General features: G+C 37.4%; 13 protein-coding genes and 1 riboswitch. Of the genes, 3 read left to right on the top strand and 10 right to left on the bottom strand.

Going from position 1 to position 13,824, the window contains the following annotated elements; translation table 11 throughout:
• Window positions 1-142 precede the first annotated feature (142 nt).
• Genes ACYQ73_RS23835 through ACYQ73_RS23825 form a run of 3 tightly spaced genes read left to right on the top strand, consistent with a single transcriptional unit; the run spans window position 143 to window position 943 of the window.
• The gene (locus tag ACYQ73_RS23835; RefSeq protein ID WP_460014721.1) at window positions 143-391 is read left to right on the top strand and encodes a hypothetical protein; all 249 of its coding nucleotides are present in this window, start codon (window positions 143-145) and stop codon (window positions 389-391) included.
• Window positions 346-759: a hypothetical protein gene (locus ACYQ73_RS23830; RefSeq protein WP_460014720.1), complete on the top strand. Its 414-nt coding sequence runs from the start codon at window positions 346-348 to the stop codon at window positions 757-759. Before ACYQ73_RS23835 ends, ACYQ73_RS23830 begins: the two co-directional genes overlap by 46 nt.
• The gene (locus tag ACYQ73_RS23825) at window positions 695-943 is read left to right on the top strand and encodes a hypothetical protein (RefSeq protein ID WP_460014719.1); all 249 of its coding nucleotides are present in this window, start codon (window positions 695-697) and stop codon (window positions 941-943) included. Before ACYQ73_RS23830 ends, ACYQ73_RS23825 begins: the two co-directional genes overlap by 65 nt.
• Here the strand turns inward: ACYQ73_RS23825 and ACYQ73_RS23820 are convergent.
• From ACYQ73_RS23820 to ACYQ73_RS23775, 10 genes are all read right to left on the bottom strand, one after another.
• Entirely contained in the window at window positions 936-2,099 is a 1,164-nt protein-coding gene (locus ACYQ73_RS23820; protein ID WP_460014718.1) for a dicarboxylate/amino acid:cation symporter, read from the bottom strand. The genes ACYQ73_RS23825 and ACYQ73_RS23820 overlap by 8 nt on opposite strands.
• A gap of 754 nt (window positions 2,100-2,853) precedes the next feature.
• Complete coding sequence (locus ACYQ73_RS23815; protein WP_460014717.1) at window positions 2,854-6,030, bottom strand: hypothetical protein; 3,177 nt, start codon at window positions 6,028-6,030, stop codon at window positions 2,854-2,856.
• Window positions 6,027-7,451 carry a glycosyltransferase family 2 protein gene (locus tag ACYQ73_RS23810; protein WP_460014716.1) on the bottom strand — a complete coding sequence of 475 codons (1,425 nt, stop codon included), beginning with the start codon at window positions 7,449-7,451 and terminating at the stop codon, window positions 6,027-6,029. Before ACYQ73_RS23810 ends, ACYQ73_RS23815 begins: the two co-directional genes overlap by 4 nt.
• Window positions 7,448-8,494 carry a HEAT repeat domain-containing protein gene (locus ACYQ73_RS23805; protein ID WP_460014715.1) on the bottom strand — a complete coding sequence of 349 codons (1,047 nt, stop codon included), beginning with the start codon at window positions 8,492-8,494 and terminating at the stop codon, window positions 7,448-7,450. The genes ACYQ73_RS23810 and ACYQ73_RS23805 overlap by 4 nt, the downstream gene beginning before the upstream one ends.
• The gene (locus ACYQ73_RS23800; RefSeq protein ID WP_460014714.1) at window positions 8,491-9,363 is read right to left on the bottom strand and encodes a response regulator; all 873 of its coding nucleotides are present in this window, start codon (window positions 9,361-9,363) and stop codon (window positions 8,491-8,493) included. Before ACYQ73_RS23800 ends, ACYQ73_RS23805 begins: the two co-directional genes overlap by 4 nt.
• 493 nt (window positions 9,364-9,856) lie before the next feature.
• The gene (locus ACYQ73_RS23795) at window positions 9,857-10,711 is read right to left on the bottom strand and encodes a MetQ/NlpA family ABC transporter substrate-binding protein (RefSeq protein WP_460014713.1); all 855 of its coding nucleotides are present in this window, start codon (window positions 10,709-10,711) and stop codon (window positions 9,857-9,859) included.
• An 88-nt stretch (window positions 10,712-10,799) separates the two neighbouring features.
• Complete coding sequence (locus tag ACYQ73_RS23790) at window positions 10,800-11,468, bottom strand: methionine ABC transporter permease (protein WP_049669084.1); 669 nt, start codon at window positions 11,466-11,468, stop codon at window positions 10,800-10,802.
• A complete protein-coding gene (locus ACYQ73_RS23785; RefSeq protein ID WP_460014712.1) occupies window positions 11,458-12,486 on the bottom strand; it encodes a methionine ABC transporter ATP-binding protein in 1,029 nt (342 codons plus the stop codon). The genes ACYQ73_RS23790 and ACYQ73_RS23785 overlap by 11 nt, the downstream gene beginning before the upstream one ends.
• A 223-nt stretch (window positions 12,487-12,709) precedes the next feature.
• Window positions 12,710-12,814, bottom strand: a riboswitch (SAM riboswitch).
• Between the two features lie 64 nt (window positions 12,815-12,878).
• The gene (locus ACYQ73_RS23780; RefSeq protein ID WP_460014711.1) at window positions 12,879-13,181 is read right to left on the bottom strand and encodes a thioredoxin family protein; all 303 of its coding nucleotides are present in this window, start codon (window positions 13,179-13,181) and stop codon (window positions 12,879-12,881) included.
• Between the two features lie 16 nt (window positions 13,182-13,197).
• Entirely contained in the window at window positions 13,198-13,539 is a 342-nt protein-coding gene (locus tag ACYQ73_RS23775; protein WP_132361835.1) for a toprim domain-containing protein, read from the bottom strand.
• Window positions 13,540-13,824 lie beyond the last annotated feature (285 nt).

Genomic DNA, 13,824 nt, shown 5'->3' with positions numbered 1-13,824 from the left:
TTAATTTTGACAAAATCCACAGTTCCTTCCTTTAGAACTATATATTTTCGATTAATTTCTAGATAAATACGGAATTTTATTAAATTTCAACAAGAACTAAGCAAAAAAAAATCGCCATAGCAGGCGATTTTTTTGTATTCAGGTGGTTCTATTAGTCAGATTGGCTGTTCTTTCCGTCGCTTTGACAATTCTTTCCGGCACTTCGACTCTTCTTTCCATCGCTCTGGTTTCTATCCGTCACCTTGGCTCTTCTTTCCGTCGCTCTCGTCTTTCCATCCGTCGCTTTGGTGATTCTTTCCATCACTTCGGCGCTTCTTTCCGTCGCTCTGGTTTCCATCCGTCACCTTGGCTCTTCTTTCCGTCGCTCTCGTCTTTCCATCCGTCGCTTTGATGATTCTTTCCGTCACTTCGGCGCTTCTTTCCGTCGCTCTGGTTTCCATCCATCACCTTGGCTCTTCTTTCCGTCGCTTCGGCGCTTCTTTCCGTCGCTCTCGTCTTTCCATCCGTCGCTTTGATGATTCTTTCCGTCACTTCGGCGCTTCTTTCCGTCGCTCTGGTTTCCATCCATCACCTTGGCTCTTCTCTCCGTCACTTCGACGCTTCTTTCCGTCGCTCTCGTTTCTATCCGTCACCTTGGCTCTTCTTTCCGTCACTTCGACGCTTCTTTCCGTCGCTCTGGTTTCCATCCGTCACCTTGGCTCTTCTTTCCGTCGCTCTCGTCTTTCCATCCGTCGCTCTGATTTCTATCCACGATTATGACGTTTCTATCCACGACTTTGGCTGTTCTATCCGTCGCCTCGGCACTTCTATCCGCCACTCTGACGTCTCTATCCACGACTTTGGCTGTTCTATCCACGACTCTGACTCTTCTATCCACGATTATGACATTTCTATCCACGACTTCGACTCTGTTCTAGCCGTCTCTCTAATGTTTATTAATTAGTTTTTTTACTAAAACGATCGACAATCATAGATAATGCTCCATCTCCAGTTACATTTGTAGCTGTACCAAAGCTATCTTGCGCTAAGTATAGTGCGATCATTAGTGCAACCATTGTTTCATCGAAGCCGAGCATTGTTTGTAGTAAACCAATTGCTGCCATAACTCCCCCTCCAGGGACACCTGGTGCAGCAACCATTGTAATACCTAGCATAAAGATAAAGCCGATATATTGTGCAAATCCTATATCCATACCGTTCATCATCATAACACCTAAAGAACAAGTTACGATTGTGATCGTACTACCTGATAAATGAATGGTTGCAAACAGTGGGATTGTAAAATTCGTTACTTTTTCTGAAGCTCCAGTTTTTTGTGATTGTCGCAATGTAATAGGAATAGCTGCAGCTGATGATTGTGTGCCCAATGCTGTAAAATACGCAGGTAACATTGTTCGAAGTAACATAAGTGGATTTTTCTTATTTAAAGTTCCCGCAGCAGTGTATTGAACTAGCAATATTACCCAATGCATCACAATTATGAGTCCGAAGACAATTGCGAAGACAGATAATATTTTTGCTACTTGACCTCCGTATGTCATGTTCAAGAAGATCCCGAAAATATGCAATGGTAAAAGTGGAATAATAACAAATGAAATTAACTTTTCAATGATTACATTAAACTCTTCAAAACCACGTTTCATAACATCACTTTGAATGGCAGTCATACCAATTCCTACGATAAATGCAAAGATTAATGCTGCCATGACATCCATTATTGGAGGCATTTCAACTTTAAAGAATGCCTGTGCTAAAAATTCCTCAGGGTTTTTCATGCTTTCCATATCACCATTTGAAATGAAATTAGGCAACACATTGCTTGCTACAAAAAAGGCAAATATTCCTGCAATGATTGTTGAGAAATAAGCAAAGAATGTTGCTAAACCTAATAATTTCCCGGAGCCTTTCCCAAGCTGAGCAATGCCCGGAGCAATAAATGCAATAATAATAAGTGGTACAACAAATTTTAAAAAATTACCGAATAAGCCATTGAATGTTGCAAATATACGTACAAATGACTCTGGCGCAAAGCTTCCAAGTATTACCGCTAACAAAATAGCGACAATAATTTTTGCCAATAAACCAAATTTAAGCTTCATGATATTGTCCTCCTTAAAAAAACAACTGTCTTCCTCGAATGTATTATTAGTAATTTAACATAAAAAGTTGAGAGAATATACAGCTTGCGAAATAGACGAAATTGTAAAACTCTTTTTTATTTTCTGACAAAAACATTCGTCACCATAACGTCTGGTTGATTTCCGTTCCGAATGGGCACTTTCCTGGAGGCGTACGATGAGCCGCTTTTGTTGCTTACGCACAGATAACCTCCGCTTCTCTGCAGGGTCTCGGCCAGCAGATGTTTTTTGCACGAAAGCGTAGTGCTAACGAAGCGGCAGCAGCAAAAGGGTTTTATCTGAGCAACAGCGAAGCGGCGGCAGTACTATGTTGGTCACGAAGATGTTATCACAGGACGTGATGGTTTTAGCCTTCGTTCCTTTATTGCTGATCCCCTAGGAGTCGCCCAATTAATAATGGCAAACGTTTTAAGACATCCATAACTTTTGTTGCTGAGCCAATAAAAAACAAAAAACTTAGAATAGGTAAAACTCACCTATCCTAAGCTTCCATTTAACTTCTTTCAGTAAAAGTCTCCCACCTCTATAGGTGATGAGATGAATGCGGATTTAAGCTATTTTACAACGGTTGTCCAAACACCAGCTGAAATAGAGGAACTCCGTCTAAAAACGCCACGTCATGTGGCATTACCGAAATGACCGACATCGTGTCGGCCCTCGTACAGGCCTAAGCACAAAGCCGATTCCGGACGCACTTATGCCAAGGCATAATTGATTAATCTTTAAATAATTTTTGTAAAATATAATATGATTGTTTTAAACGCTCTTCATACTTTGGAGTTTGCCATTGTTCCCAAGAGTATGCTGAGAGAGCAGGTAAGACATGATCCTTTGTCTCTGGTAAAGATTTCACTACTTTGCCATCCTTATCTACAAAGACAGCACCAATATAAATATTATCTACCTTAGTAGAAGCTGTCACTCCATCTTTATATAGATCTCCCATAAACTCACGCTGACTTGGATCTTTTGCTTGGATTAGTAGCCAAGGAATTCGTAGCTCAATAACATTATCATCCGTCCATGTATAGTCTACTAACGAATTATAATCTTTTGCTTTTGGATTGGCGTTCCCTTGAAGCAGTTTCCCTGTTTCATAAGAACTAAAATCGGTCGTAATTTTTTGCTCTGGTAAGTATAGTTGTTTATTTAGCACATAGTTAATCGGTGCAAACTTACCGCTATTTTTTGTGATAGCTGCCATACGAGGCGGAATCATTTTTAAATTGTGACCGTAAAAATAATCATAGAAATCATAGTACTCATCTATGACAACTCGAGAGTCTCCACTTTTATTTAATTCCACCATAAAATCTACGCCATTTGAAAACGTCATATCTTTTATTGATGTTGCCGACGTATTTCCTTGGTTTGGTACGACATCCAGTAAAATACGCGGTGAGGCTTTATCTAAAACATCACTTTTTATTTTGAAATACAAATATCGTTCATCATAATCGACAGCAAAATCTGTTGAATCAGAGGGTGCGGTATTGTACATTTGTGTACCTTTCCACTCCTTTGTATCGCCGTCTACTTTTACTTTAAATCGATCAAAGCTTAGTACGCCAAATTGTTGTTCGTTCGTTTGTGCATTGGACCAAAACGGTCGACGATTTGGATCATCGTAATCCATCGTATTCCAAGTCCGCTTAAACCACTCGTCCTGCCATGTGAAAATAAGACCTCCTAGCAAGCCTTCATGCATAATATCTTCATATAAATGTTGAAGTGTTTCACCCTGCTGCTGTTCGGACATATGTCCCTGATTCCAGCCGTAAACATTTTCATGTGTCTTACCACGCGCTGCTGGAATTCCAAATTCCGCAATAAGAACAGGCATACGATGAGCTTGATGTAAATCTTTTAAATATCCTGCATAACTATTTTTATTGCCCCGGAAATCTTTATAATTTAAATACTTTTGGTCGAAGTTGAAGAAGTCAGGGTAATATGGATACACATGATAGGAAGCAAATTGTCCTGGTGCCTGCATCTCACCCTTTGTATAGATAACATTTGGATTGACTCCTACTAAATCTTCATCCTCAGAAGGTTCAGATGGATGGTCTAGTAAGTCGGTCGTTACCCAGTTTGTGAAGCTCATTGGACGGAGCCAATTATATTGATCCTTCTCGTAAGTAGTAATAAGATCCATTTGCTCCGCTAACCAATGCTCAAATGGTGCAGCATTTTTCGTTTCAAAATACGTCCCATTGTATTCGCCTATATTAGCGTGTTTTTCGTTCGTACCGACTACCATATGCGGATACCATTCGATTCCAAGCACCCAGCCAATAACATATTTTGAAACGTCAACATCGTACAATCCTGAGGCATGTCCTGCTACTGGCTTCACATAAGTGTTACCGTGAATAACGTCTACCATGCGCTTCATTTCACTTTGGAAATCCTTCAAGGTAGCTTCATCATAGGCATCTAGAGAGTCAGCCAAGCCTTCCTCATTAATCCACACACCTTGCAATACATACAGTGGTTTATCTGGATTTTCTTCATTGTATTTAGCAAGTGCCCGATAAAAACCTGGTGGGTGTAATGTATAGACACGAATCGTATTGGCATTCATCTCAGCAATTTGACGGAACCAACGATAGTACTCTTCTTCCGTAATAGCAGCTTCCCCGGGGAATGCTCCCGGTTTCCCCATACCGATATTAACGCCCTTAAAGACTAGTGGCTCCCATTTCCCATCGCGTAAGACTTCAAATGATTCACCTTTAATACGTGCATTATAATTTTGTTTTTCATGATTAACGTTTTCTTTAACCTCTTTTTGCTCAAACGTTTCAAAAATTTTATGCATGACTGGTATATAAATCGACCAGTAAAATGAACTATCTGCATACTTCTCAGCGTATTTATAGATGGTCGGTAATCCCTTTATTTTATAAAGGTTCGGTACCCGTGACATATCGTTGAAATCACCAGCAAAATAATAGCTTGTAGTGTAGCGTTTGTCCTGTGAAACAATAGCCGCAAATTGCTGTGGAATATCGTTGTCCTTTAATAGTTTTTCTCCATCTTTTGTTAAGTCCCATTTATAATTAGCAAGAGCATCCTCTGCATATTTAGGCGTGATAATATCAAACCAATAGCCATAGTCAGCGCTAGCAGAAGTATTAAAGAATTTTTTCCCTTCTTCAGTAAACTGCACCTGAATGCCTTCTGTTTTTACATGCTTGTCCAGTTCCAGCACAATGAGCTTTTCTGTAATTTCATTAAATAGAAGAAAGCCACCGCCCTTATATGGCCAATTATCACCATGTTCATCTATGACCCATTGTGGAATTTCTGAGTTTTTATGATAATCAAGCTCATCAAAATAACGCCCAATCCATCCAGACCATGAAATTCCTAAATAATCCTGTAGCTCTTTTCTAACTGCCTCTGATGTTGGTGACGCAAATGTATTGTATTCGGCTATTAGCATACTTTTCTTGTTACTTGCTAAACGACCTACTATTGATTGCCATTCATCCATTTCTAAGCCACCAACAATTTTTTCTGAGCGTTTACCTAGACGCTTTTTTTCATTTAAATCATCCTTATATACTCCATACGTATCTGCCAAATAAATAACATCATAATTGCTATAGTCGGTCGGAAACTTTTTTTCAGATACTCTCTTCGTTTTATCATTCGGAATCGTACCATAGTAATTTTTGTGTACATCATATGGTTGATGATCAATTGTGTATTTATAATGGTTTAAAAACCAGTTCACACCTAAATGCTCTCGATATGTTTCATTCGGAACCGTTTTATCTAGGATCGCGACGTTCAGCGGTTTTTCATCGCTCAAATACCACCATGCTATAGGTGTAATAATGAGAATTAGAATAGCTATGACCCCTATATATATTCGCTTCATACACTTTTCTCCTTTTCAGCAATGCCGACACGCTTCATATTGCCCCAATCGCTTTTTCTTAGCACAAACCGAACTAATCCTTCACAACGCCATAAAAGAGTGAGTGGTCGATACCAAAAAATTTCAGTAAATGCTAAAAGTATCATTCGTAATAGCTCTCTCTTTTTCGGATAAGTGTTCATTGTCCATGCCTCGAATAGTATAGATGCTATTGAAAAAATAACTCCATAAATAACGAAGAGCAGCAACAGTATTACCGCTGCTTCATAATAGATTTTCCCTAAGAAAAATGCTACTACAATATAAATATAACCGCCTAGCTCAACAATTGGACCTAGACATTCTACAAGCCAAAAATAAGGCAATGCAACAAACCCTAACAATCCATATTTTGGGTTGAATGTCATCGTTTTATGCTTCCAAAGGCTTTCGAATAATCCTTGGTGCCAACGTCTACGTTGATTTCGCAATACCCCTAATGTCTGAGGTGCTTCCGTCCAGCATACAGGATCTGGTACAAACTCAATACGTTTCTTTTCTTTTTTCTTTCTGATCAAACGGTGAATATTCACGACAAGCTCCATGTCTTCTCCAATAATATTCGTTGAATAACCGCCCGCTTCCACAGCCCATTCTTTCGAAAAGACACTAAATGCTCCAGAAATAATAAGCACAAGATTAAATTTACTTAAAGCGATTCGCCCCATTAAAAAAGCTCGCAAATATTCAATTATTTGCATAATTACTAAATAATTATTTGGTAAGTGCGTTTCAGTAACGGAACCCAGCTGCATTTTCGCTCCATTGGCAATTCGAATATTTCCTCCTGCCGCAATCACTTCACCATCAGATAAAATAATCGGCTTCATCACACGAAGCAATGATTTTTCATCTAAAATTGAATCACCATCGATAGAGCAAAAATAAGGATATTGCGAAACATTAATACCTACATTTAATGCATCTGCCTTACCACCATTTTCTTTATCTACTAAAATACAATTCTTATAAATTTCAGATTCATAAATTTGTTTCACTTCTTTTGTAGGGATATTTGCACGAACAATTTTATCAACGGGCTTCATGCGAAAATGCTCGATGACAGTTTGTAGTGTAGTGTCAGTAGAACCATCGTTAATAATGATAATTTCCGTTTGCGGATATCGTAAATTCAACAATGAATAGACTGTATCTACAACTCCAATCTCTTCGTTGTAAGCAGGGACTAGTAAGGATACTGGTTTTGAGTAGAAGGCATCGATATGCGCATCATCATACTCTGAGGGATCTAATTTATAGCGTTTTCGTAAATCTAGCATGGCAATTGCAAACATTGCGCAATATGAAACAATAACGAATAGCATATAAAACAGAATAACGCCACCAAAGAACCACATACAATAATCTAAAATTAATTTCATTTGTTCCCCTGCTTTCTGACTACTGTTTCTTGTGCCATTTCAATTGCATATTGATCGTTTGAGGACTCCATAAATTGCTGTAATTTTGCAATTCCTTCTCTATTTTCTGCAATTGTTTTAGCTGCCTGTGAGCGCACCCACCAATTTTCATCTTCAAGTAGCCGTTCTAAATAAGCATAGGTATAGATTAGTGGCACATGCTTAAAGATTTTTGCAACCATTAATCTCACTTCCCACATATCTGAAGTCACAAATGGAACATAAGGATCGATTTCATCAATTACACCAATTTCGTAAAGACCCTTTAATGCTCTTATTTTTATTTCTGGTTCCTCATGTGTTAATAGCTGTTTTAACTTATCAATATATTGCATATTTCTTTTTACAGCTGCAGTATCAATTGCAGCAAATTGGATATTTTTCGCCCAGCTATCAAAGTCTTCAAACAATCGAATAAATACGTCATCCTCTAACAAGACAAATAATCTTCTATATTCGCTTTCAGAATAATGAACGCTCGATTCTTTCATTTTTTCGATAAACAATTCTGGTTGGAAGATAGAGTATATTTTTAACAGTTGAAAATATTCTTCCTCCGAAATTTTGGATTTCTCGAATTGTTGACAAGTATCTTCTAATTCATCTATCTGAAAATCAGCAATACGATATAAAGCATTCATCCTAATGCTCCATCGTTTACTTGCTAAATCCTTTTCATAAAACTGTTTTAAATAGAGATTAGAAAACTCTTTGATTTTATGTTCTACTTTGGCACTCATTATATTTTTTAAATAAGATGAAAAGATTATTTCTATAGCTGCTACTTGGGCTCTTCCACGGGGTACAAGCACTACAGAGAAATTTTCATCATTGATTAAATAGTTGTACCAGTGCTGTGAATAGTTTTGTAAATAAGTATCATACTTTTCTGCAAAGCGAATCTCCCGCTGATGCTGCAAAAGTAGATATATCGTAAATAAAAATAAAATGACTAATAAAACAACGATGGCCGTTAAAAGAAAAGAAATCGATAGCTCGATCATAGCCAAAACCTCGCAAACGTTCTCCTGATTTTTGCTTCTAACAAACGTAAATTAAATGGTTTTACGATAAATTCATCGACTCCACCTTCATAAGCATTAAGTGTCGCCCCTTCTGAGTTTCGTTCTGACATCATATAAATGATGAACTTTTTCTCATTCGGCATTTCTCGTAAAATGTGCAAAATTTCTAAGCCATTTTTTCGTGGTAAAATATCGTTCATGACAACTAAATGCATATGGCCTGTTTTATAGCTTTCGGACTGTAAAAAACTATAGCCATCTTCGTAGGTAGCCACGTCTAACGTAAAATGAGGAATGTCTAAATCATTGAGCGTTGTTTCTAGCACTTTTCTAAAGATTGCATTTTGTTCAATAACGCTTACTTTTACTTGCTCAGTTGGTTGTTCACTATAATCTGTAACTTGTTCTATTGACCAAGTCGGCTGTTCGTCATCTGCTAGTTTTTGCTTATTTTTATCTAACAAAGTTTCAAAGTTTACACTATTATTTCTTATTTCAGTAATAGAGGCTTTTAACGCGATTTGCTGATATTCCCTTTCTTGCTTCAGAATTGCAAAAATCCGTTTTAAAAACGCCTTTACCTCGACTTCACTACTTTGCAGAAAAAAAACTCCCCAATGCATGCCATCCGCTAATTGGAAAAGTAAATCTGTTTTTCGTATTTTTGATTTTAGAAAAGCTGAAGTTTGATTACGTTCTATATCAGTTCCTTGTGAGGAATTAGCTAATTTAAAAAAGACTGCAGTCATTGTGAAACGTGAGCGAATAACGCTCTCACGCAATGTTTCAAAATAACCCTTCACCTCATGCTCCTGCATGATGTCTTCTGCGATGATTAATTTATTCATTGGTGTTCACTCCAGTTGATGTAAGAAATATTTGATTTTCTTTCACGTTTTCTAGCATTTTTTTGATTTGCACACATAACTACTATAGTAATAAAGATTACTAATCAATTGCTATATAAAATTTTTGGTAAATCAGTCACTTTTAAAATATATTATATTTTTGCCATAAAACACAAAAGAAGAACTCTTTTAATAAAAAAGTTATATTTTTCTGATAAAAGAACCCCTTTTTCAACAAGAAAAAAAAGGGAATGTAAGCTTTAATTCTTACATTCCCTTTCAAACTGTAGATAAACACTATTTACATGTAAATCTGCATGGTGATTTTTTGACAACTCCTGTGGAGAGTGGCGACTCCTGTGGGATAAGCTTGGTGGGAAGCACCAACTCGGCGTGATCATTACATTTGTTTATCGATATGCTTTATTCTTTTGTCGACAAGCAAAAAGGGTTTGTAAGCTGTCATACTTACATACCCTTTTTTCGATAAATTTTATTTTACTGGTACAACTGAGCCTTTCCATTCTTCAATAATGAAGTCTTGGATTTCTTTAGATTTTAATGCTTCTACTAATTTTTTAATTTCTGGTTTTGTTTCATCACCAGCACGTACAGCGATAATGTTTACATATGGAGATTCTTTATCTTCAAGAGAAATTGCATCTTTCAATGGATTTAAGCCGTTATCGATTGCAAAGTTCGAGTTGATCAGAACCGCATCACCTTCATTATTTTCGTACATTTGTACAAGCATTTCAGGTGCCGTGTTTGCATCGAATTTAAGGTTTTTAGGGTTTTCTGCGATATCTTTTATTTCTGCTGCTGTTTTATCAACACCATCTTTTAATTTAATTAAGCCCTTAGCTTCTAACAACGAAAGCATACGACCGTGGTCTGCAACTGAGCTAGAAAGTAAAATTGTTGCACCCTTTGGAAGATCATCAAGAGATTTATATTTTTTAGAGTAAATACCGATTGGTTCAATGTGAATAGCACCAGCATTTACAAAGTCATAGCCATTTTCTTTCATGCTAAGCTCTAAGAAAGGTAGATGTTGGAAGTAGTTCGCATCAAGTTCGCCAGATTCTAAATGTTGGTTTGGCAATACATAATCTTGATATGTTTCAATGTTAAGATCGATACCTTCTTTAGCTAAAATTGGTTTTGCTTTTTCTAGAATAACCGCATGAGGTGTATTTGAAGCCCCTACTGTTAAAGTTACATTTTCTTTACTGTCACTATCACTAGATGATGAGCTTGAGCCTGTTTCTTCTTTTTTACCAGCACCACAAGCAGCTAGAGCTAATACTAATACAGATAAAAATAATCCTGTTAATAACTTCTTCATTTTATTACTCTCCCTTTTTTCTTATTTAAATATGTTAGCGGTATAAAACCGAGATAACCTCTTAGATGTTCATAGTGTGATGCTCTTTTTAGCGTTTATCTGTTTTGGCTGTAATTAAGTCGCCAATCCATTGAATAATAAATACTACTATTAAGATTAATATAGTCGCCATTAAAGTTACATCTGTGCGATTACGTTGGAAGCCATCTAAGAATGCTAAGTTTCCTAGACCACCTGCACCGATAATACCTGCCATCGCAGTATAACCAACAAGTGCTACAGCCGTTACAGTAAGACCAGAAATAAGCGCTGGTAACGATTCGGGAATTAATACTTTCCAAATAATCGTTGACGTTTTGGCACCCATTGAACGAGCCGCTTCAATAACACCTTTATCAATTTCGCGTAAGGCAATTAATACCATTCGTGCATAGAATGGTGCAGCTCCAATAATTAATGCTGGTAAAGCCGCATCTGCGCCACGAATTGTGCCGAGTAAAAACTTCGTAAATGGAATTAATAAGATAATCAATACGATAAATGGAATCGAACGGAAAATGTTAACGATTGAGCCTGTTAAAAAGTTCACAATTTTATTGGCCCATAGTTGGTTGGGACTTGATAAAAATAATAAGATTCCAATTACTAATCCAAGTATAAATGTGATGACCGTAGAAATTGTTGTCATGTACAATGTTTCATACGTAGCGTCCCACATTTTTTCCCAGTCGACATTCGGAAAAAGACTAGTTAGCATTTGCAATCACCTCCGTTTGTACTTCGACTGTATTTAAGTAGCTCAGTGCAGCTGCAACATTGGCCTCTGAGCCATCAATTTGCACAATTAGTGTACCGTACGCTCCATTTTTCGTTTGCGAAATATTGCCATGTACAATACTTACTTCTACATCAAACTGTTTCACAAGATGTGAAATGACAGGCTGCTCTGTTTTTTCTCCTACAAAGATTAGCTTAACAAGTTGTCCATTAGGGTAATTTTCTTTAATTTGTGCCACAGTTTCTTGTGTTTCCTTCGTATCTGTAATTTGAGAAACGAATTTTTTCGTAATGGCAGCTTGTGGAGCTTGGAATACTTGTAATACTTCACCACGTTCTACAATTTCCCCAGCTTCCATAACTGCTACACGATGACAAATCTTACGAATAACGTGCATTTCATGTGTAATTAACACAATCGTTAGACCTAATCGTTCGTTAATATCGACAAGTAGATCAAGAATAGCATCTGTTGTCTCCGGATCGAGTGCGGATGTTGCCTCATCACATAACAATACCTCTGGATTATTAGCAAGTGCACGAGCGATACCTACCCGTTGTTTTTGTCCACCCGATAGTTGTGATGGATATGCTTTTTCGCGTCCTTCCAAGCCAACTAGTGTAATCAATTCTTTCACACGTGCTTCACGTTTTGCCTTTGGCACACCTGCGATTTCTAGTGGGAAAGCGATGTTTTCTGCAACAGTTCTAGACCAAAGTAAGTTGAAATGTTGGAAAATCATACTGACCTTTTGTCTAGCATCCCTAAGCTTTTGCCCCTTTATGGATGAAAATTCTTGATTGTTAACCGTCACCGTACCAGATGTAGGCTTTTCTAAACCGTTTAACAAGCGAATCATTGTACTTTTACCAGCGCCACTATAGCCGATAATGCCGAAAATTTCACCTTTATTAATAGAAAGGTTGACGTCTTTGACTGCTATTAATTCGCCATTCGCGGTTTTGTATTTCTTCGTAATATTTTGAAGATTGATCATAGCGAATTCTCCTTTTCTTATATCAATTATGCCTCGGTATAATAGCGTCCGGAGGCTTTAGGCCAACATGATGTTGGTCACTCAGTCGTTGCCATGAGACGTGGCGTTCTTAGACTGAGTTCCTCTATTTCAGCGGGTTTTGGATACCCGCTGAAAGAAATTAAAAAACCCCTTCACTTATAGACAAGTAGAAGGGGTCACGTAACTTATACGCTAAACCGTTCTCTCATCTTTCAAAGATAAATCTTTGGGTGATTTGGCACCTTTTCACAATTGTGATGGTTGCCGGGCTTCATAGGGCACTTCCCTCCGCCGCTCTTTATAAGAGTTCGATATATTTATTGTTTTTTTAATATATTTGTTACTTTACCACGCGATTAATATTCAGTCAATTAATTTTTTAACAATTCGTATAAATATGGTACGGATTGAAAGGCATAAACCTTTTCTGTCACTTCTCCGCCTTCACATACGAGTAAACATGGTACACTTTCGATTTTATTATCATAAGCTATTTGCTCTATAAAATTTATATTCGCTTTACCAATCTTTAACTGTGGCAGCAATTGCTCAACAACCGTCATCATTTTCGATGCAACTGCACATGTTCCACACATTGGAGTATATAAATAAAAGGCAGCCTTTTCACCGGACTGGATAGCCGCGTTCCACTGCTCTTTTGACCATTCTTCCATCTTTTTTCACGCAACCTTACAAAATATATTCATTATGGATTGAGAAATGTGCGCGAAGCAATATTGCCGCTAACACCTTCCTCGGAGTTGTCTCAACTTCCTTATATGTTGGCATCGTACGTAAATGCTCAGCCTCTGGATAATGTCTGTCCATTAATGCCCTTAGCTTATTACCTGATGTATCTGCATCAAAAAATGTATAAAGCTCACAACCCTCATATGGATCGAGTAGCTCTTCTAATTGATGCACACCAATTGTACCATTTGTACAAAGTATTTTTACGTCTTCATTTAAAATAGGTTCGATTTGAAGTTTATCCGATCGGCCTTCGACAATTAAGCATTTTCCCTCGAACATCACGCCACCCCCATTTAGACATATCCCTTATAATTCATTATATCAATAAACCTTGTCGATGATACAGTTAGATACCTATTAATAAGGGAATATACTTGTATTTATCTTACCAACTATAGTGGCAGGATGGTTGAAGATAATAAAAAACGTCGGTAGTTTTGAACTGCACCCCAATTGTTAGACACATCTAACAATTGGAGGTGCAGTTTTTCTATGGCTAAATATACTGTAGAAGATAAATTACAAGCAGTTGAGCGTTACTTAAATGGAAATGAAAGTGCTAAT

It is taken from the genome of Lysinibacillus sp. CTST325, assembly GCF_054665055.1.
The sequence above is the reverse complement of the archived record's forward strand: the minus strand, read 5'-3'. Positions and strand labels throughout refer to the sequence as shown.